Origin of the sequence: Occallatibacter sp., from assembly GCF_036502485.1 — a bacterium.
GTDB lineage: Bacteria > Acidobacteriota > Terriglobia > Terriglobales > Acidobacteriaceae > Telmatobacter.
Map to the genome: position 1 here is coordinate 1 of NZ_DASXYM010000156.1, position 19835 is coordinate 19835.

Sequence of the window (19835 nt, forward strand, 5' to 3'; positions counted from 1 at the left end):
AGCGCGCCTGCGTTCCCAGCCGGGAAGTTGCGTGGCGCGATTCAAATCAGTCGGAAAGAGTGAATTCTAAAACCTGAGTGGCGGGCTGTAAATGCATCGAAAGATTTTGACAATTGTGCTTTGAATGACGGCCGCTCACCTGTCCCGCTTCCCATATCGGCGATTGATTGATTTGCAACAGAGCGGAACGGTCTGGGGCTGGCGCGGGAGGTCCCTTTTCAGTTCGAACCAAAGGACGGGTCGTTGAAAAGGGGCTTGCGGCGTGGAGCGGGGTGGGGTATTTTACTAACTAGTTAGTTTAACTAAACGGTTAGTTGGGGAAATGCCGGAATCCGTTGGACAATCCGATCGTTCTGCCGAGACGCGGACCAGGATCCTGGAAGCCGCGCTGGGGGAGTTTGCTGCTCATGGCCTCGCTGGGGCGAGAACGGAGCAGATTGCCACAGCTGCCGGGGTGAACAAGGCGCTGCTGTACTACTACTTTGAAAGCAAAGAGAAACTTTACCTGGCGGCGCTTGAGCTGAGTGCCGAACGGATCCGCGACAGCTCGCTGGCGGTATTTCTGAGTTCGGGCTCGGCGGGTGAGCGCATTGTGCGGACGGCGCTCAATCATTTCGACCGCATTATCGGGCAGCAGGAGTTTCAGAGCATGATGCAGCAGGAAATGATCCGGCTGCACAAGGGCGAGTCGAGCGGGATTTCCATCGTGATCAAGCGGGTGTTCGCACCCATGCTGTCGATGTACCAGGCGCTGGTGCGGGAGGGGATCGCGTCGGGCGAGCTGATTGATGTGGACTGGATGCAGATGCACCTGTCGACGCTGGGCGCGAATGTCTTCTATTTCATGAGCGCGCCGATCTGGCGGAAGGTGATGCCGGTTGATCCTCTGGATCCGGATGTGCTGAAGAAGCGCAGGCAAGAGGTTGTGCATTTTCTGGGACAAGCAATTTTTACGGACCGACAGCACGGCGCCGAGGTTGCGAAGCGTGTGCTGGCGGAGTCGCCGATGCCGGAGATTTCCGGGTCGTGGCCATTTATGGGGAGGAAGGCGTGAATCCACGTAATCGCGTTTTTATGATTTTGGGGCTGCTGACGCTGGGGTCGTTGATCTGGTATCTGGTGACGGCGAGGCCTTCGCCGGATCTGCACCTGATTGGCACGGTGGATGCGAATGAGGTGCAGGTCAGCGCGAAGATTCCCGGGCGGGTGGAGAAGCTGCTGGTGCAGGAAGGCGACCAGGTGCAGGCTGGGCAACTGATCGCGGTGATTGAGAGCAACGATCTGGCGGCGGCCCACGCGGCGGCCGAGGCCACGGTGGCGAGCCAGCAACAGAAGCTGAACGAGACGATGGAGACTGAGCGCCAGACGAAGGGCGAGACCAGCAACGCCACCGTGAACGCACAGGCGCAGGTAACGGCGGCGCAGGCGGCTTTGGCGCAGGCGGAAGCAAATTTGGCCAAGCAGCAGGCAGACACGCAGAGAACGGTAGCGCTGGCGAAGCAGGGAATCATGAGCGCGCAGTCAAGCGACGTGGCAACCGCGGCTTTGCAGGCGGACCAGGCGGCGGTGCAGTCGGCGAAGGCGAATGTGGCGGCGGCGGATGCCGCGCTGAAGCAGGCTCGGGCGCACGAGATGCAGGCAACGGTGGCGGCGAAGACGGTGGCATCGACGCGCGAAGTGGTGCAGAACGCGAAGGCGCTGGCGCAGCAGGCAGCGGTGGAGGTGGGCTACTCCAATGTGTACGCGCCGGTGACGGGCAGGGTGGATGTGTGGGCTGCGCGGCAGGGCGAGGTGGTGACGGCGGGGCAGACGATTGTGACGATCATGGACCTGACGCAGACGTGGGTATATGCGCCGATCCCGGAGACGCAATCGGATGCGGTGCAGGTGGGCGAGAGTCTGCGGGTGGCGTTGCCGAGCGGCGCGAGCATTGACGGCAAGGTGATCACCAAGGCCACCGAGGCTGACTTTGCAACGCAGCGCGACATCAACGGCGGACGCAAGCGCGACATCAAGACGGTGCGGCTGAAGCTGCTGATCCCGAATGCAGGGGAGAAGTTTGTGCCCGGCATGACAGCCGACGTGTTTGTTCCGAAGGCAAAGCTGGTGAAGCAATGAGCGCAGTGCGAAAGGCCAGGACGCAGGAGGGGGGAGCGCCGGCGACGGCGGCTCCATTCGCAATTGCGGTGGAGAACATCGTAAAGCGTTATGGCGCGTTCGAGGCGGTGAAGGGAATCACATTCGAGGTAAAGGACGGCGAGATCTTTGGGCTGCTGGGTCCGAACGGAGCGGGAAAGAGCACGCTGATCCGGATGATGACGACGCTGATGCCGGTGACGGCGGGGCGGGCGCTGGTTGCGGGGCACGACGTGACCAAAGAGCCGAACGCGGTGCGCAACATGATTGGCGTGATTCCGCAGGCGCTGACGAGCGACCAGGATTTGACGGTCTACGAGAATCTGCTGATCTACGCGAAGCTTTACTCAGTGCCGAAGGAGAAGCGTGAGAAGAACATCGCCGCGGTGCTGGAGGCGGTGGACCTGACGAAGTGGCGGGGCGCGCAGACCAAGACGCTATCCGGCGGCATGAGGCGGCGGTTGGAGATTGCGCGCGGGCTGGTGCATGATCCGCGCATCTTTTTTCTGGATGAGCCGACGACGGGCCTTGATCCAGTGAGCCGCATTGCGGTGTGGGAGATGCTGAACAACCTGAAGAAGACGCGCAACCTGACCATGCTGCTGACCACGCACTACATGGAAGAGGCGGACCGGTTGTGCGACCGGATCGCGATTGTGGACCACGGGACACTGGTGGCGCTGGGCACGCCGGTGGAGCTGAAGCAGAGCGTGCCGGGATCGAATGTGGTGGAAGTGCAGTTTGCGCGCGAGTCAGATGACTGGAAGGCGCGGCTGGAGGCGCTGACGGACGTGACGGAGGTGCAGTCGCAGTCTGCCGGCGTGTATCGGGTGCTGACTTCAAACGGATCGCAGACGACGACGCAACTGGTGGAGATGGCGAGCAGGCTTGGGGAGCAACTGAGTTCGCTGAGCGTGCAGAATACTTCGCTGGACGACGTGTTTGTGCACTATACGGGGCGGCAGTTGCGCGATGAGCAGGTGAAGGCGGTGTTCCAGATGCCACCGCGGCCAGGAGTGAATGCATGAATCGGTTCCTTGCCATTGTGGAGCGCGAGATGCGCAAGTTTTTCCGATCGCCGGTGCTGATGATCATGAGCATGATGCTGCCGATTGTGCAGTTGATCATTCTGGGGCATGCGATGGGCGGGCACGTGCAGAACGCGCGCGTGGCGGTGGTGGATGAAGATCACGGGCCGCAGGCGGTGAAGGTGAAGGAAGCCTTTGACTCGATTGCGGTGAACATCGCGACGTTCAAGACGTTTCCTTACGAGAATGAGATGGAGGCGCGCGAGGATGTGCGCACGGGCAAGGTAGACGCGGCGGTGATCATTCCGCCGCAGTTCTCGCGGCGCGTGTACGCGAAGGATGCCCCGCGCATGGGGCTGGTGGTGGACAACAGCGACGCGGTGTTGAGCAATGCGATCGTCGGCGAGATGCAGTTGATGGTGGATGCGCTGAACAAGCCGGTGATCGAGCAGCGGGTGGTGAAGGATATCGCGCTGCGCGTGGTGGAGATCTATCCCTACATGGAGTACATGAAGTACCTGCTGGCCGGGTCGATTGCGCTGGCGATGTATATCTCGGTGATGATTGGCGGCGGGATGCTGTACATCGACGACAAGGCGCGCGGCGTGCACGAGGGTTACCTGGTGACGCCGATCAGCAAGCTGGAACTGGTGATGGGCCTGAATGCGGCGGGGGCGATCAAGGCAGTGCTGGCGGGGATTTCGCTTACGGTGATTGGTTCGCTGATGTCAGGGCTGGGAACGATCTTCAATCCCTGGGCGGTGCTGAATTTACTGCTGCTGATTCTGGGGACGTCGCTTGCGTTCAACGGAATGATGTTCCTGATGATGGTGCGGGTGGACGATCCGCTGGTGCCGCGCGCGATGTTTGGCGTGCTGAATACGCTGCTGTTTTTCCCGTCGGGCGCGATCTCCCCGGTGTCGGCGTTTCCCAAGTGGCTGCGGACGATTGCGTCGGTGGATCCGTTCACGTACGCCATTCACGGGTTGAAGGCAATTTTGCTGAAGGATGGCGGGTTCGTGGCGATCCAGTGGGACTTGCTGTTTTTGTTTACGTTTGGCATTGGAACTTTGCTGATCGCTACGCCGTTGTTCAAGCGAACGCTGTAAGAGGCAGGGATCGGGTCAGGGTTCAGGGGTCAGGGTTCAGGAATCAGGGTTTCCGGAAGCAAGCGGCCGGAAGACAATACAGGCGGTCCATTCCTTGTGGGAGGATGGACCGCCTGTTTGTTCAGCGGCGAAGAGTGGGTAGGGACAACGCGGCAAGGGCGATGCTATAAATGCAGCCACACCTCGCTTCCAAGGCGCGCTGGAGGTCGATGATGCGTACTGGTCCTGATTCGCAAGCCGATTCGCAGCTTGGATCGCAAGCTGAATTGCAAGGTGGATCGCAGCGTTCCAGCTATCTGCTTGTGTTTGCCATGCTGCTGATGATCAGCGTGCCTGCCGGGCTCACGTTGCATACCGTAAGAATTTCTCCGCAGGTTCCGCCGCTGACGGAGGGAACTTCGCCCTACGGATACACGGTGAGCCTGCTGCTGTTTGTGGCGCCCATTGTGACGATTCTGTTCTGGCTGGTGCCGGGCGAACATCTGCATATTTCGAAGAGATCCGTGGTGCGGACGATTGCGCTTTTATTTCCGCTGGGGGCGGGAATGGACTTCTTTTTCGCGCACTCGTTTTTGACGTTTCCCAATCCGCGCGCGACCCTGCAGGTTCTTATGCCGGCGCTGGGAGGCGGCGTGCCGGTTGAAGAGTACCTCTTCTACTTCACGGGATTTTGCGCGGTGCTGCTGCTGTATATCTGGCTGGATGAGTACTGGCTGGCGGCGTACAGCATTGCGGTGAACGCGGCGGAGCGGACGAATTTCAAACGGTTGCTGCAGTTTCATGCGCCTTCGCTCATTGCAGGGGTGGTGCTGATTGCAGGGGCAATTGTGCTGCGGCGCGTGTTTGTGCACGACGGCGGGTTTCCGGGATATTTCCTTTTTCTCGTGGTGGCGGCGCTGGGGCCTTCGGCGCTGCTGCTGCCTTCGGCGCTTCCCGTAATTAACTGGAGGGCGCTCAGCCTGACGCTGTTTTTTATTCTGCTGATGAGCCTGTTGTGGGAGGCGACGCTGGGGCTTCCTTACGGATGGTGGGGTTTTCAGCATCGCGAGATGCTCGGGATTTACATCACGGCGTGGAGCGATCTGCCCATCGAGGAAGTGCTGCTCTGGATCACGGTGACGTATGCCACGGTGATTGTGTATGAGGTGGTGCGGCGGTGGCAGTCGTCGGGCAAGCGTGCGCGCCACGCATTCTTCGGAGCGAGTTCGTCCGCGGAGTCAGGAGCGACTCTGCAGAGGCTTTGAGATGGATTCGAGGCTCTTGCCGGCGGCTTCAACTCCGATGAAGTGCTCAGCCACCCCACCGGTAATCATGAAGAGGGCGCCGAGACCGTAGCCGAAGGCGACCCACGGGCGCGAACCGGTGGCGATGAGTACGCCGAAGAGGAACGGTGCGCCCACACCGCCGATGAGGGTGCCGATGGCGTAAAAGATGGCGATGGCGAAGGCGCGGATTTCGAGCGGGAAGATTTCACTGACGGTGAGATAGGCGGCGCTGGCTGCGGACGAGGCGATGAAGAAGATGCAACTGAACCAGATGCCCATGCCGCGCGCGCCCAGCATGCCGCTGGCGAAGGGGAAGAGGGATGCGGCCAGCAGAATGCCGGACAGGCCGTAGCTGATGGTGATCATGGGCTTGCGGCCGATGGAGTCATAGAGCTTGCCGAGGATGAGCGGCCCGAGGAAGCTGGCGATGGCGAACGGCAAAAGGTGCATGGGCAGATCGCGGTCGCCGACGTGATAGAACTTTTTGACCACGAGCGCATACGAGAAGAAGACGGCGTTGAAGAAGAACGACTGCGAGGCCATGAGGATGAGGGCGAGGATGGAGCGCTTGCGATTCTCGCCGGCCATGTTCGCAAAGATCTCGCGCAGCGGCGTGTGGTCGCGGACGCTGATCTTGAGTTTTTCGCCCTGGGGTTTGGGGAGGCTGTTTTTATTGCCACGGCTGGCGCGGTTCTCGATGTCTGCGACGATCTTGCCGGCCTGTTCTTCTTTGCCGCGCAGCATGAGCCAGCGCGGGCTCTCCGGCACGAACAGGCGGAGGATGAGCACGAGGATGCCGAGCGATCCGCCGACGCCGAAGGCATAGCGCCAGCCGGTGTTCTGGGGGAGATGTCCGGAGAGCAGGAACATGGCGGCAAGCGAGCCGATGGTTGCGCCGACCCAGAAGGTTCCGTTGACCAGCAGGTCGACGGTGCCGCGGACTTTGCCGGGGATGAGCTCATCGACGGCGGAGTTGATGGCTGCATATTCTCCGCCGATGCCGACACCTGTGAAGAAGCGGAACAGAGAGAAGCTGAAGAGTCCCCACGAGAACGCGCTGGCGATGGTGGCGAGTGAGTAGGTGGTGAGCGTGACGAGGAAGAGTTTGCGGCGGCCGAGGCGGTCAGTGAGGTAGCCGAAGAGCAGGGCACCCACGACTGCTCCGGCTAGATAGGTGGTGGCGGCGCCGGTGACCTGGGGATCGGTGAGGTGCAGGCCGGCTTTGCTTTCGAGGATGCCGGAGAGCGAGCCGACCATGGTGACTTCAAGGCCGTCGAGCAGCCAGGAAGTGCCGAGCGCGAAGATGATGCGTGCGTGCCAGCGGGACCAGGGCAGGCGATCGAGGCGCTGGGGAATGTCGGTCTCGACGATGGAGTTTTGTTGAGGGTCGGGCATGGCGCGGTCTCACTTTTTAATTACGCTGATGTGTCCGTTGCGCTCGACGACCGCGTAATCGATATCTTCGATGCGGGTGACGCCGATTCCGCGCGCGGCCGCTTCGATATCTTCGCGACGAAGACCTGTCCGGTAGATGATCTCCTGCTGCCACTCTCCTTTGCGGATTACCATGACCGGGCTTCCATCAACGATGGCGCCGACGCGGGGGCTTTTGCTTTTGGCATAGGCGAGCGCGCGGTGCATGAATCCGACGACGATGACGGCGCAGGTGCAGTTGGTGACGGAGCGATCATTTCCCACAGTGGAGATGATGATGATGCCGCCGATGAGGAAGATGAGCACGAACTCAAACATGGTCATCTGCGCGCCGGCGCGGCGGCGCAGGATGCGGACGGTGAACAGCAGCAGGAAGTATCCGAGGACGGCGTGGAGGACGGTTGCCATGGACGCGGCGCCTCAGGGCATGACGAAGACGCTGCCGTGGACCGGCGGTTCGCCTTCGACGTGGACGGTGAATGGATGGGCGCCGGGGAACGACGGCTGCAGCTGGATCTGCACCGTGGACGGGCCTTTTCCTGCGTCGAAGACGTAGGTGATTCCTCCATCGCCAATGCTGGACAGGGCAGGCTGCGGAGCAATGCGAAGGGCGCCGAGAGGCTTGACCACGGAGTCGCTGACGTACAGCGTGATGCGGCCGTTATGGATGGCCTTGTCAGTGAACTGAAAGGTCATGACGGAGGGCGTGCTGGCGCGGGCAATGCGCTCGTAGTGCAGCGTCATGGCTTGATCGGGCGTGCTTTTTTGCGCTCGGGCAAGCCAGCCACGGCCGAAGCCGCCCAGCAGATCGACGATGACGATTGCTAAAAGGATGGACCAGGCGATGTGCTCAAAGCGCCACCACTTGCGTTGAAACTCGAGATCTTCTCCGACCGCGACCTTGTTCTCGGCTTTGGAGACACTATCAGCAACTTCTGATTCAAAAGGAAGGTTTGACATGATCAACCTGCGTTTCCCGATTCGCCGGTGTTCTCTTCTTTGTTGTTCCCGGCAGGGATGATGGTGATTTGTCCGAAGGTTTCAAGCACGGCGACACGGATTCCGGAGAGGTCAGAGATGCCTTGTTCGCGAGCCATGTCCATGACATCGTCGTCCTGCAGGCGCATGTTGCTCATGGTGCGCGTGCGCCAGCGTCCATTGTCGAGAAGGACGAGCGGCGTGCCGTCGAGAATTTTGGCGAAGGTATCAGACCGAATGCGCAGGCACGTGAGTATGTAGTGGCAGAGCGCCACGGTGATGATCTGGGTTACGGCATTGGTCAGGGACATTTCTGTGCCGACGAGGCCGGTGAGCGTCAGTCCGCCGAGGTAGAAGATCAATACGAATTCAAAGGGCGTGAGCTGCTTGCCGGGACGGCGGCCGACGATGCGCACCATGAATACCAGGAAGAGATATCCGAACACAGCCCTGAGGATGATGAAGAATGCCACGCGCAGGATCTCTCCGGTTGAAGTTGCAGGGCAGCCGGGGCGTATGAAACGCATGGCTGCTTGCTGACTGCATAAGAGGGCAGAGGCGGGGCGAAGGTTGCCGAGGAAGAGAAGAGGGAAAGAGAGGGTGGGAGTGCCGGGTCAGAGGGACTGCACGGAAAGGAGGGTGAGGTCGTCTACGAGGCCGATTTCCTTTTGTACGAAGGGCTCGCCATAGAGGACGCCGGCGAGCAGGCCATAGTGGCGCGCCTCAGCGAAGGTGCGCTCGCGAATTTCTTCTTCGGGAACGAAGAGAGCGCCGCCGGCTGCCTGGTTGGCGTACTGGGAACGGTAGGCCATGAGGGAGGCGTGGCGCTGCTCGATGAAGGGAGTTATGTCGGTGACGAAGCTGGGGCGCACGTCGGCGTAGAGGCTGGCGTAGACGATTTTGAAGGGCCGATGCGGCTTCCACCCCAGCGACGAAGAGCTGTCGCCATGGTTCTCGGGTGGTGAGCCGGTGTCGATTTTGGCAAGGCCGGAGAGGAAGCAGGCCTCATAGCCGAGGGAGGCGACGATGGCGTGGTCAGGGTGGCGCGCCTGCCAGTAAGGGAGGATGACGACGCGGGGACGGAGTTCGCGCAGGACGCGCACGATTTTGATGCGGTTTTCGTGGGTGTTGGCGATTGCGCCGTCGGGCAGGTCGAGGGCCTGGCGCCAGCCTACGCCGAGGATGCGGGCGGCTTCAGCGGCTTCACGGGCGCGGTCTTCGGCGGTGCCGCGGGTTCCGGCCTCGCCTTGAGTCAGGTCCAGGATGGCGGTGCGGAGGCCGCGTGCGGCGGAGCGGAGGAGGGTTCCGCCGCAGGTTTGTTCGACGTCATCGCGGTGCGCGGCGATGGCAAGGATGTCGGCGGCGAAGGGGGATGCCATAGAAGCTTTCAGCCCTCAGCGGTGAGCCGTCAGCAAACCCTGCAACCAATGAGCTGAAGGCTGAAAGCTGAGGGGCTGACGGCTGTCAATACACGGTGTTGTTGGCATCGCTCAGGCCGTCCATGTAGGCGACGTCGTAGGCGGTGCCGGTCACGGTGACGTACTGATTGTTGAGGGCATGTCCATCGGAGGTCACATAGATGTACACCTGTCCGCCCTCGGCGGTGTAGATCTTGTGCAGGCCGGTGACGGAGGCGATGCCGGTTGCGTCGCCGTGGAAGGGCTCGATGAGCTTGACTGCGCCTGCCGAGGTATCAAACATGGTCAGGCAGCCATAGTCCTGGCCGGTGGCGAAGCGCTCTCCGTTGGTGCATTTGCTCATGCCGATCCAGAGGGTGTTGTCGTCGGATTCAATCATGCGGCTGACGGCGCCGGGCTCGCCATCGCTGATGGAAACGGGGGCGCTGACCGAGAGGTTGTTGAGGTTGACGGTGGTGAGGCGGCCGGCGAAGAGGCCATCTTTCTGGAGCTGCTGGCCCACGACGTACATGGTGGAGCTGTCGATGAGCGCGTTGCTGGCGCCGCCGGCGATGGCGATGGTGTTGAGCGTCTCGCGGGTGGGGAGCTTTCCGGAGGCCTGGTTGGGTTGGAAGATCAGGGGGGCGACGGGGAGCGGGTTTATACCGGCGTGGGTGCCGCCACACTCGCGACCGCAGCTCAGGACGTAAGCTGTGCCGCCGTCGTTGGAGAACACGGCCTTGACGGGACGATCAAACAGGAGCGGCCGGCCGGTGTAGGTTCCTGTGGCATCGGTGCTGTCTGGGCTTTGCGCCTGGTAGAGGCACCATCCGGGGGCGTTCTGGGGTTCGCAATCCACTGCAGCTTTGGGCCAGGTGGCGGGTCCGCCGGAGTAGGCGATGGTCTGCGAGCCGTTGAGCCGCACGGGATAGTAGGCGTAGTTGGAGTTCTGCACGAAGGCCAGGGCAGCGGTACCGCCGGGGTTTACGCTGACGCGGTAAACGCCGGGGAGGCTGAGGGCATAGCTGCCGCCGAGGTTGCGGTCAAGGACGGTGAGGACCTGGCTGCTTTGGCTGGCAGCGAAGACGTAGCCCTTGTTGCGGGTCATGTAAATGCTGGAGGACGCGCCATTGAGGCCGCTCTGAGTGCCGCCTGTGGATTCTTTCTGGTAATCGATGAGCGCGAGGCTGCCATCGCCGGAGCCGTAGATGACTCCGAGCTGCTCTTCCGGCATGTTCTGGATGGAGCTGGGCAATGCGCCCGAATACCCAGAGACGACGAAGGTTTTGGTGGTGCTGTTGTAAGCGAAGCGGGTATCGTAATAGCCGTCCAGGATTTCCAGCGCGCCGCGGTTAAGGCCGCCGGGGTTCTGGATGGCGACCAGGACGCGGTTGGTCAATCTGCTGGGTGGCAATGAACGGCCGGCAAAGTAAGTGGTCTGCCCACATCCGGCCAGCGCGACGGCGATGACGAGGGCCGCGGCGGCGCTCAACCAAAGACTGCTCTTCTTCAAAATCCCTTACCTCGACGGAATGGGTTCCAGCATCCGCTGACCTTAGGCGCGGCTGCAACGAGACTGACGTGCGGAGGCGCCCTGAACCCGCAGGCGAAACTCCCCCGGGCCTATGGTCAAAAAAGCTTTCCCCGACAATGCGTTTGACTCCCGAAGTATAACAAAGCAACCATGCCTGCGGCGCGGCCGGCGGCTGGGGGGGTGCGGAGCCGGAATGAGGTAGCATGAATGCACGATGCCTGCCTTCTCTGACATTTTTGGCGACCGTCCGGTGCTGGCTGATGGCGCCATGGGCACAGTTATCAACGCGCGCGGGGTGCCGATCAGCCGGTGCTACGCGGAACTGAACCTGTCTGATCCCGAACTGATTTTTTCGATTCACGAGGATTATCTTCAGGCGGGCGCGGAGATTCTGGAGACCAACACGTTTGGTGCGAACCGATTCCGGCTGGCGCGTTACGGGCTGGGCGGGAAGGTGGCGGAGATCAATGCTGCCGGAGTGCGCATTGCGCGGCAGGCGTTGGACGGGCTGAAGGAGAAGCAGGGCGGGGACGCCTGGGTGGCGGGAACGGTGGGTCCGCTGGGGGTTCCACTGGAGCCGCTGGGAAAGACCGGCCTGGACGAGGCGCGGGCGGCTTTCGAGGAGCAGATCAGAGCGCTGGTTGCTGCCGGCGTGGACATGATCATTATCGAAACCATGCCAGCGCTGAACGAAGCGCGGGAAGCGGTTCTGGCGGCGCGCGAGGCGGCGCCGGACCGCCCGGTGCTGGTGATGGTAACGGTGGACGACGACAGCAACTGCCTGGACGGGGCAGCGCCGGCGCACGCGGCGGCGGTGCTGGCGGAAGCGGGCGCGGATGCGGTGGGCGTGAACTGCTCCACGGGCCCTTCGACGGTGCTGACGGCGATTGAAGCCATGCGGGCGGCTACATCATTGCCGATCGCGGCGATGCCGAACGCCGGACTTCCGCGGGCGGTGGAAGGGCGCAACATCTATTTCTGCACGCCGGAGTACATGGCGAGCTTCGCAAGGAAGGCACTGGCGGCGGGGGCGCAGATTCTGGGCGGATGCTGCGGGACGACTCCCAATCACATTCGGGCGATGCGGGCGGCGACGCGGGCGTACGAGGGTGAAGCGTACGCAGGCGACACGGGAGCGGTGATTGAGATCAGCAGCGAGACGCCGCCGCTGAAGATGGGGGAGCGCTCGGCGTTCGGTTTGCTGCTGGAGAAGGGCGTCTTTGTCACGCTGGCGGAGATGATTCCGCCGCGCGGGATCGAGTGCTCGGGCGAGATCGATGGGGCGCGGTTGCTTGGCGAGCGTGGGGTACATGCCATCAGCGTGCTGGACTCACCGCGGGCCGCGGCGAGGATGAGCGCGCAGAGCCTGTGCATTCAGATTCGGCAGCATGTGGGGATTGAAACCGTGGTGCACTACACGTGCCGCGATCGCAACCTGCTGAGCATTCAGTCCGATCTGCTGGGGGCGGCGTCGCTGGGGCTGCGCAACATTCTGTGCATGACAGGCAATCCGCCCAAGCAGGGCAATTATCCGGATGCGACCGCGGTGTTCGACGTGGATTCGATTGGCCTGGTGAACGTGGTGCGCAGGCTGAATCATGGCCTTGATATTGGGGCGAACCCGATGGGCGCAAGCACCAACTTCACGATTGGGGTGTCGGCCAATCCCGGCGCGCCGGATATCGAGAACGAGCTGCGGCGGCTGCGGTACAAGGTGGAAGCGGGCGCCGAATATGTGATCACGCAGCCGGTCTTTGATCTTTCACTGCTGGAGCAGTTTATCCGCCGCATCGAGTTTTACCGGATTCCGGTGATTGCGGGGATCTGGCCGCTGACGAGCCTGCGCAACGCGGAGTTCATGAAGAACGATGTGCGCGTGGCGGTGCCGGAGTGGATCATGCTGCGCATGGCGCAGGCGGGGACGCCGGAGGCGGCGCAGAAGGAAGGCGTGCGGATTGCGCAGGAGATGCTGGAGGCGGTGCGGCCGTATGTGCAGGGCGTGCAGCTCAGCGTGCCTCAGCGCCGGTATGCGGATGCGGCCGAGGTGATTGCGAGCGTGGTGTCGCAGCCGGCGTCGTGATTCTGAGTGTTTACCAGTAAATTACGTGACCCGATCCTCCCGTTTCGCGCAAATTGGGTGAGGAGAGGGGTGCCTTGGTGGTTTGGCATTTTAAATGGTGAGATAGATCACAGGGTTTGAATATGTAAGTCTATATTTATGTATAAGTTAAGTAGTTGTGCAGGGTGAAACGCCAAAAAAGGGGAACTAGGTAACTATGTAGTAATTATTGCGTCGCGGGTGTAGTTGAGAGCATAGCTTTCCCGAGAGTGTGGCGGAGATTAGTATGTTCCGATTCGCACGGGGTGGCTGTGTCGGGTGTCACAGGTTGATGGGTGTTCGTTTTCTCCCACCCTAGCCGAAAGAACAGAGGCGCGGCGAGGATGGGGCACCCGGGATCCGGGTTGCGGGTGGTTCTTAGAAGCGGGTCCTTCGTCGCTGCGCTTCTCCAGGATGACAAGGTTTTGCGGGGTGGGAAGTGGGCGGGGGCGAGGTCTGCGGTTTCCCGCCATGTCGCCAGGAAAAAGGCGACAGGATGGGGCACGGGTGGTGATGGGCGCGTGCGCTGCGCAAAGGCCTTTGTGGTCAAGGCCGGCAGGCTTTGAGGGGGACAAGGTTCTGGTGGAACGATTGTCTACTTCTTGGATTCGATGAGGCGGATGCGGGCGGTGACGGCGCGGCCCAGAGGCTCGCTGAACTGGTGATACTGCGGGGAGTCGACCACATTGTTCACGATTGAGTAATTGGCGGTTCCGGTGGCGTTCTCCATGACGGCGCGCAGGCCGAGGTACATGCCGCGGAAGTGAAAGCGCCATTCGAGTCCGGGGCTGAAGGACTGGAAGTTGGGGAAGCGCTGGCCGTTGACCGGGCCGACCACTTCACGATTGGCATTGACGGACGTGAAGGGGAAGCCGGTGCGCCAGTCGTAGGTATAGACGAAGTCCCAGTTTTTGCGGAACCACGGCAGATAAAAAGGAAGCCAGCCCCAGGAGAGGACGCGGTTGGGGACATCCCAGGCGAGGGGGGCGCTCTGCTGGGGGCCGAGCCAGGAGACGGTGGGCAGGTAGTCGATGGCTGCGGTGGTGTGCGCCAGGGAGTGCGTGTAGGCGCCGAAGAGGGTGTAGTTGCCCGAGAAGGTGTGGCGCGCTTCGGCGGAGACTACGTTGTCGTAGTCATGGCGGCTGTTGGTGAGGAAGTAAGTTCCGGAGAGCGCGCCGGGGGCGGTTTGGTTCACGTAGGTGAACTCGTGGTCCACGTGCTTCTGAATGTAATTGGCTTTGAAGTAGATGGCGTGGGGAAGACGCTGCTCAAGGCCGAGGCTCCAATTGAGGGCGTGGGCTTCCTTGAGGTTCTCGTCGTTGTATGTGAAAGCGGTCTGGAGGGGCGGAGTGGTGGGGGTAATGCCGTCGGGGGCGTAGTAGGTGTCGTAGCGGATGCCGGCAAGGGCGCGGGCCAGATATTCGAGCTGGGTGTGCTCGTAATAAATGCCGATGCCGGCTGAGATTTTGGTGGCGTTGACGGCGTGGGTGGGGGAGAAGACGACGGCGAGTCGCGGGGAGACGACGGGGCTGCTGATGATTTCGTCGAAGTCGACGCGCAGGCCGGGCTCAATGAGCAGGCCGGTGCGCGGGGTCCAGCGGTCCTGCATGTACAGACCGGATTCAACGTTGTGGCGGGTGAAGGGAGCGATCTGCGGAAAGGTGCTCTGGCGCAGGAGGGTGCGGTCTTCACGCAGGTAATTGACGGGGGCGCGGCGGTAGGACTCGTCGAAGGCGATGCGATCGAGATCGACGCCGGCCTGCAGGTCATGGCGGCCTTTCCAGTGTTTCGGCGGGAGGTAAAAGATGGCGTTGGCTTCGACGCGCTGGGAGTGGCTGATGAGGTTCTCGAAGTAGCTGCCCTGGGAGAGTTCGGGCGTGAGCGCGTAGGGGGGACCGGGGTGGGGCGTATATCCGTCGCGGAAGCGGGTGATGGCAAGCCCGAGGTCGAAGAGGGCGCCGTTGGAAAAGGTGTGCTGATCGCGAATGTAGGGCAGCCAGGCGATGATGTCGGCGTGGGTGGTGCTGGGACGGGGAACGAGCGCGGACAGGCCGGCGTAGGGCGCGTGATAGTCGTTGAACAAGAGGCCGGTGTTGATGATATTGCGGGGCGTGGGGTTGAACTGGACGCGGAAGAGATTGCTGCCGCGGGCCACGGTATTGGTGTTTTGATCGGTGGGCAGCTCCTTGACATAGATGTTGTCGTATTCGAGTTCCAGACCGTTGAAGAACCATGCGCGATCGCGAACGAGGGGACCGCTGAAGGTGACGCGGGGAACGAACTTGTCGAAGCGGATGCCGTTTACATCGTGGAAGGAGGGCAGGAAGTTGGTGGCGTTGAAGCGGAATTTGTTATCGCCCATGCCGGTGAAGAACGCGACGACGCCGCCGGTGCTGCGGCCGTATTGCACGGGGTAGCGCGTGGTTTGCTGGTCGATGGAGCGGAGGGCGTCAGGGCTGAAGCGCATGGCGAGCTGGCCGCTGATGGGGGAGCGGATGTCGAAGTTGTCGAGCAGGTCGAGGGTGGCCCACTGCTCGGAGCCGGCGATGTGGATCTGGCCCTGCTCATCCTGAATGACACCGGGAAAGAACTGCAGCAGGTTGCGGATGTCGCGCGAAGTGGGGTAGGGAACGTTGATGATTTCAGGGAGCGCGAGGGTGGTTTTGTCGGATACCTGCTGGGTATCGATTTCAGTGGGTGAAGCGGAGACATCGACCTGCTGCACGAGCATTTGCTCATGGGTGAGAACGAGACGGAAGTTGTGGTCTGTGGGGTTGGCGGTGGTCAGGACGGACTCATAGAAACCCGGTTTCTGCACACGGAGTGAGTAGGGTGCAGAGGATTCGATGGGATAGGTGGCGCGGCCGCTGACGTCGGTGGAGAGGTGGAGGGGGGCGTTGCCGGGCTCCTCGATGAAAACCTGTGCAGCGGGGACGACGGCGCCATTTTCGTCGATGACGGTAAGGGTAATGCGCTGGGGGCCGGGTGTGTCAGGCGTGGGAGGGGCAGGGTCTGGATTGGCTTGCGCCGCGGCCATGCCGGCCCACAGGATGAGGGACGCCGCACAAACGGCTTTGAAAGCGCGCGTTACGGCCGAGGCTGGTTTCACGAGACTCTTCATTCTATTGGTTTGACCGGTCAGGCGTGCGACGGCTGCGGTTGAAAATCGGCATGAAAACCGACTGAGCTTTCAGGTGGAGCCAACGGGTTTGGATGCAGGCAGGCGGATTTCGGCAACCGCGGCCCGCGCCCATAGAATAGTTGCAGGTTCCACGGGAGCGCGCCGCAATGCCCACGTTTGAAGAGTCGCTGAAGAAGCTCGAGATCATTGTCGATCAGTTGGAGAAGGGCGATATGCCGCTCGAGAATTCGCTCAAGTTATTTGAAGAGGGTGTGGCGTTGTCGGCGGTGTGCAAGGAGGAACTGGAGACCGCCGAGGGCAAGGTGCAGTTGTTGATCCGGCAGCGCGACGGGGCGCTGAAGACCGAGAAATTTCCGGCGGATAAGTCGAGTTAGAGAAAGCGAGACGGACAGCTGGGAGGCATCGGCTTGAGAACCAGCCGTCTGCTTTTGTTTACGCCTGCAGCGGTACCATCCGACTTGGCGCGATTGCAAGGGAAAGGCCGAGTTTTGCTCAGGAGCGGAGGGCCTTCAGCACCTGGGCGGTGGTGACCACCTGTCCGGTGTGGCGCTGGGTGTGATCGGCTACGTGGATGAGCGCGCCGCCCATGCTGGTGGGCAGCTGCTTGCGGCCTACGCCGCGCGGGTCATCGTAATTACCGCCGGCGAGGGTGCGGATGCGCGTGGCCGCGCTGCTGAAGGATGCTTCGAGTTCACTGAGGAGCTCCGCGAGGGTTTCAGCGCCGGCCTGCTCAGCCTTCATGGCGGTGAGCTGGCCGGTGCTGAGCTGGCTGCCTTCCGCATACGTGAGGATGCGGTCAACGGAGCGCGCAATGTGCTTGATGTGGAAGGCGACGGCGGGCAGGCCGAGCGGTCTGGCGTGGACTTCGGGGTCGCTGAGGCCGCCGGTCCATTTGCGGATGTCGTCGAGCGAGAGTTCGAGGGCGTGGAGCACGGCGCGGGCTACGGCGGGAACGTCTGTGTGGGTGCCGCGGAGCCAGGGTTCAGTGTAGGGGGCCGGGGTGGGGGAAGCGCTCATCTGATCATGTTAGCGCCGATTGGACGGGGGTTCAGACAGCGGTCTCGCTAGCGGGCCTTCGATGGAGGGTGTGCGCTGAAGTCATTCAGGCTGAACCAGATTTCATCGTGTCGAGGACGAGGAAGATTGCGCTGGTTATCTATGCCGGTGTGCAAGTCATCCATGACCCTTCTCAAAGCAAAACTTCCCTGATCCCTCTGTTGAGTTGGGGAAGCCATACTTCACCTTAGCCGCGTTCACCGGGTTGAAAATCCCAACGGGCCGGCGAAGAAGTCAGCACGATAGACCGCGAGTTTCAAGGAGTAAACGAAGACAGATCGGCGGCCTGGGGAAAGCCGGTCGGTTCCGTCTAACGGGCAACGAGTGCCGGTTGCCGGCTCTGCTTCAGGCGGTGCTCTTGACCCGGACTACGGTGATTTTTGCGAAGCCCTCTTCAAAGACGGGGGGCTTGAGCCGTTCGGCCATTTTGCGCATGATTTCTTCGCTGACGGAGCGGTCGCGGGAGCGGTTGCGCTCCAGGCAGACTTCGAGAGGCACATCGAAGAACACTGCCTGCACTTCGTAGCCGAAGCTTTTGGCCATTTTGATCCACTGGCGACGTTCGTGCGCGGACAGGTTCGTCGCGTCCACGTAGTTCCACGGCATTTTGGCGATGAGGCGTGCGCGGAGCAGGGAACGCAGCGTGGAGAAGACCAGACCCTGGTAGCGCTGTTCTTCGACGTCGTCGAAGAGGATGTTGCGCAGCAGGTCGCTGGAGAGCGGGGTGACGCCGCGGCGGCGGAACCATGTAGTTTTGCCGGAGCCGGGAAGGCCGATGGCCAGCACCACGTAGCCCTTGGGCGCCTGCGCGGAGCGATCGGCGGCTTGCGGCTCGGCTGAGGGCAGCGACGGAATGTCGGGCTGGGTTTCGAGTTCCAGCTTTCCCGGGGCTGTACGAGGGTTGTAGTCCGGTTGCGGGCGGGGCTGGCGCGCAGGCGTTGCGGGCCGCGAATCTTCGCGCCGGGCCTGGCGGGACGGGGAAGGCGGCTGGGGTGGCGCTTCCGGCCTTCTTTCGGCTCGGGATTCGGGTTTGGACTCGGATCTGGATTCGGAGCGTGACGCGGACCGGACCTCCGGCCTCGGCTCGGGGCGCGGTTCCTGCACGGGCCGGCGGGTCTCCTGTGGAGGAGCGGAGGGACGGGTGAGGGGGGGCTGGTCAAGGTAGCTGGGCACCAGGGGCGCCGGCTGATTTGTGGGAATCTCCTGTCCGATTTTGCCCGTGGATTCTGACAGATTGGGTGCGCGTTTCGAACGTCTTCTCATTCCGCCCTTCAACCCCAAAGAGTTACTAACGGTATAACGCACCGAGCTTTGACGCGGCAAATGAGGCCAGCGATTCGAGCGGGCAAGTCGTCCTCGCGGGGGGTGTGTAGCCGTGGCGGGTGGCGGGTTCGCGCATGCCGGAGAGGGCTGTGCATTTTGTCACATCCCTTTCTATGCCTCGCGATGCAAACTAGCGTTGAGCGGTTTTTGTTGGGTGAACGGCGGTACGAACCGCGCTCGGCAGTTTTGGTTCGCGTTGACAGCAGTGATAGGATCAAGGGTTTGGTGGAATCGCCTGCAAGGCCGTTTTCGTAACCGCCGAACGCCACGTTTTCAATCCAGTTTCTAACCAGGCTTCAGAAGGAGAACTCACACATGGCAGTGAAGGTTGGCATCAACGGCTTTGGCCGTATTGGCCGCAACGTTCTGCGCGCCGCTCTCGGCAATCCCGAAATCGAATTTGTCGCGGTCAATGACCTGACCAGCCCCGCAACGCTGGCTCACCTGCTCAAGTACGACTCAATTCTGGGCAATCTGTCCAACGAGATCAGCGCCGACGCGGATTCGATCACCGTTGACGGCAAGAAGATCAAGGTCTGGGCGGAGCGGGACCCCGCCAAGCTGGATTGGGCTTCAGTCGGTGCGCAGATCGTGGTTGAATCCACCGGCCACTTTACGGATGCCACCAAGGCCAAGGCGCATCTGGGCGCGACGGTGAAGAAGGTCATCATCTCCGCCCCGGCGACCAACGAAGACATCACCCTCGTGCTGGGCGTGAACCAGGAGAAGTACGACGCCTCCAAGCACAACATCATTTCGAACGCGAGCTGCACCACCAACTGCCTCGCGCCCGTCGTCAAGGTGCTCCTCAAGGAATTCGGCATCGTGAGCGGCATCATGACCACCATTCACAGCTATACCAACGACCAGGTCATCCTCGACTTCCCGCACAAGGACCTGCGCCGCGCCCGTGCCGCTGCCATCAACATGATTCCCAGCTCCACCGGCGCTGCCAAGGCTCTCAAGCTGGTTATCCCTGAGACCGCCGGCAAGCTCGACGGCTTCTCCCTGCGCGTTCCCACGCCCAACGTCTCCATCGTCGACCTGACCTTCATCAGCGAGAAGACCACCGACGTCGCGTCTGTGAATGCAGCTCTGAAGGCTGCCGCGGAAGGCGAACTGAAGGGCATTCTGGGATACGACGAGAACCTGCTCGTCAGCTCCGACTTCAAGGGCAACCCGCTCTCCTCGATCGTGGATGGTCCTCTCACCAAGGTGATCGGCAACAGCGTAAAGGTGCTGAGCTGGTACGACAACGAGTGGGGCTATTCGAACCGCGTCGTAGACCTCATCGGCTTTTTGGTGTCCAAGGGACTGTAAACATCGATCAGCCAT

Annotated in this window: 17 protein-coding genes; 8 read left to right on the forward strand and 9 right to left on the reverse strand. The window is 61.7% G+C overall.

The features are described from left to right. The first annotated feature begins 322 nt into the window (after positions 1-322). The 5 genes from VGL22_RS19555 to VGL22_RS19575 all read left to right on the forward strand — a co-directional run bounded on the left by VGL22_RS19555 (position 323) and on the right by VGL22_RS19575 (position 5517). Positions 323-1054 (forward strand): TetR/AcrR family transcriptional regulator, encoded by a 732-nt coding sequence (locus tag VGL22_RS19555; RefSeq protein ID WP_465268640.1) that lies wholly within the window; start codon positions 323-325, stop codon positions 1052-1054. After that, positions 1051-2118: an HlyD family secretion protein gene (locus tag VGL22_RS19560; protein WP_465268641.1), complete on the forward strand. Its 1068-nt coding sequence runs from the start codon at positions 1051-1053 to the stop codon at positions 2116-2118. Before VGL22_RS19555 ends, VGL22_RS19560 begins: the two co-directional genes overlap by 4 nt. Next, a complete protein-coding gene (locus VGL22_RS19565; RefSeq protein ID WP_465268642.1) occupies positions 2115-3164 on the forward strand; it encodes an ATP-binding cassette domain-containing protein in 1050 nt (349 codons plus the stop codon). The genes VGL22_RS19560 and VGL22_RS19565 overlap by 4 nt, the downstream gene beginning before the upstream one ends. After that, positions 3161-4273 (forward strand): ABC transporter permease, encoded by a 1113-nt coding sequence (locus tag VGL22_RS19570; RefSeq protein WP_465268643.1) that lies wholly within the window; start codon positions 3161-3163, stop codon positions 4271-4273. Before VGL22_RS19565 ends, VGL22_RS19570 begins: the two co-directional genes overlap by 4 nt. Positions 4274-4482: 209 nt before the next feature. Then, positions 4483-5517 (forward strand): hypothetical protein, encoded by a 1035-nt coding sequence (locus VGL22_RS19575; RefSeq protein ID WP_465268644.1) that lies wholly within the window; start codon positions 4483-4485, stop codon positions 5515-5517. Here VGL22_RS19575 and VGL22_RS19580 read toward each other — a convergent pair. From VGL22_RS19580 to VGL22_RS19605, 6 genes are all read right to left on the reverse strand, one after another. After that, entirely contained in the window at positions 5491-6933 is a 1443-nt protein-coding gene (locus tag VGL22_RS19580; protein ID WP_465268645.1) for an MFS transporter, read from the reverse strand. The two genes, VGL22_RS19575 and VGL22_RS19580, sit on opposite strands and share 27 nt — an antisense overlap. A gap of 9 nt (positions 6934-6942) precedes the next feature. After that, on the reverse strand, positions 6943-7380 hold the full coding sequence (locus VGL22_RS19585; RefSeq protein WP_465268646.1) for a DUF421 domain-containing protein: 438 nt from the start codon (positions 7378-7380) through the stop codon (positions 6943-6945). Between the two features lie 12 nt (positions 7381-7392). Further along, on the reverse strand, positions 7393-7932 hold the full coding sequence (locus VGL22_RS19590; RefSeq protein WP_465268647.1) for a hypothetical protein: 540 nt from the start codon (positions 7930-7932) through the stop codon (positions 7393-7395). Between the two features lie 2 nt (positions 7933-7934). Next, entirely contained in the window at positions 7935-8477 is a 543-nt protein-coding gene (locus VGL22_RS19595; protein WP_465268648.1) for a DUF421 domain-containing protein, read from the reverse strand. A gap of 87 nt (positions 8478-8564) precedes the next feature. After that, entirely contained in the window at positions 8565-9329 is a 765-nt protein-coding gene (gene bshB1, locus VGL22_RS19600; protein WP_465268649.1) for a bacillithiol biosynthesis deacetylase BshB1, read from the reverse strand. A gap of 85 nt (positions 9330-9414) precedes the next feature. Further along, complete coding sequence (locus VGL22_RS19605; protein ID WP_465268650.1) at positions 9415-10839, reverse strand: hypothetical protein; 1425 nt, start codon at positions 10837-10839, stop codon at positions 9415-9417. A gap of 256 nt (positions 10840-11095) precedes the next feature. Between VGL22_RS19605 and VGL22_RS19610 the strand changes: the two genes are divergently transcribed. Then, positions 11096-12961, forward strand: coding sequence for a bifunctional homocysteine S-methyltransferase/methylenetetrahydrofolate reductase (locus tag VGL22_RS19610; protein WP_465268651.1), 1866 nt, complete (start codon positions 11096-11098; stop codon positions 12959-12961). Positions 12962-13574: 613 nt separating this feature from the next. Here VGL22_RS19610 and VGL22_RS19615 read toward each other — a convergent pair. Then, complete coding sequence (locus tag VGL22_RS19615; protein WP_465268652.1) at positions 13575-16088, reverse strand: TonB-dependent receptor; 2514 nt, start codon at positions 16086-16088, stop codon at positions 13575-13577. 179 nt (positions 16089-16267) lie between these two features. Here VGL22_RS19615 and xseB point away from each other — a divergent pair, with 179 nt between their 5' ends. Continuing rightward, positions 16268-16495 (forward strand): exodeoxyribonuclease VII small subunit, encoded by a 228-nt coding sequence (gene xseB, locus VGL22_RS19620; RefSeq protein WP_465268653.1) that lies wholly within the window; start codon positions 16268-16270, stop codon positions 16493-16495. Positions 16496-16613: 118 nt separating this feature from the next. Here xseB and VGL22_RS19625 read toward each other — a convergent pair whose 3' ends face one another. Next, the gene (locus tag VGL22_RS19625) at positions 16614-17138 is read right to left on the reverse strand and encodes a DinB family protein (protein ID WP_465268654.1); all 525 of its coding nucleotides are present in this window, start codon (positions 17136-17138) and stop codon (positions 16614-16616) included. A 384-nt stretch (positions 17139-17522) separates the two neighbouring features. Then, positions 17523-18440 carry an AAA family ATPase gene (locus VGL22_RS19630; RefSeq protein ID WP_465268655.1) on the reverse strand — a complete coding sequence of 306 codons (918 nt, stop codon included), beginning with the start codon at positions 18438-18440 and terminating at the stop codon, positions 17523-17525. 375 nt (positions 18441-18815) lie between these two features. Between VGL22_RS19630 and gap the strand changes: the two genes are divergently transcribed. Continuing rightward, a complete protein-coding gene (gap, locus tag VGL22_RS19635; RefSeq protein WP_465268656.1) occupies positions 18816-19820 on the forward strand; it encodes a type I glyceraldehyde-3-phosphate dehydrogenase in 1005 nt (334 codons plus the stop codon). Positions 19821-19835: the final 15 nt, after the last annotated feature.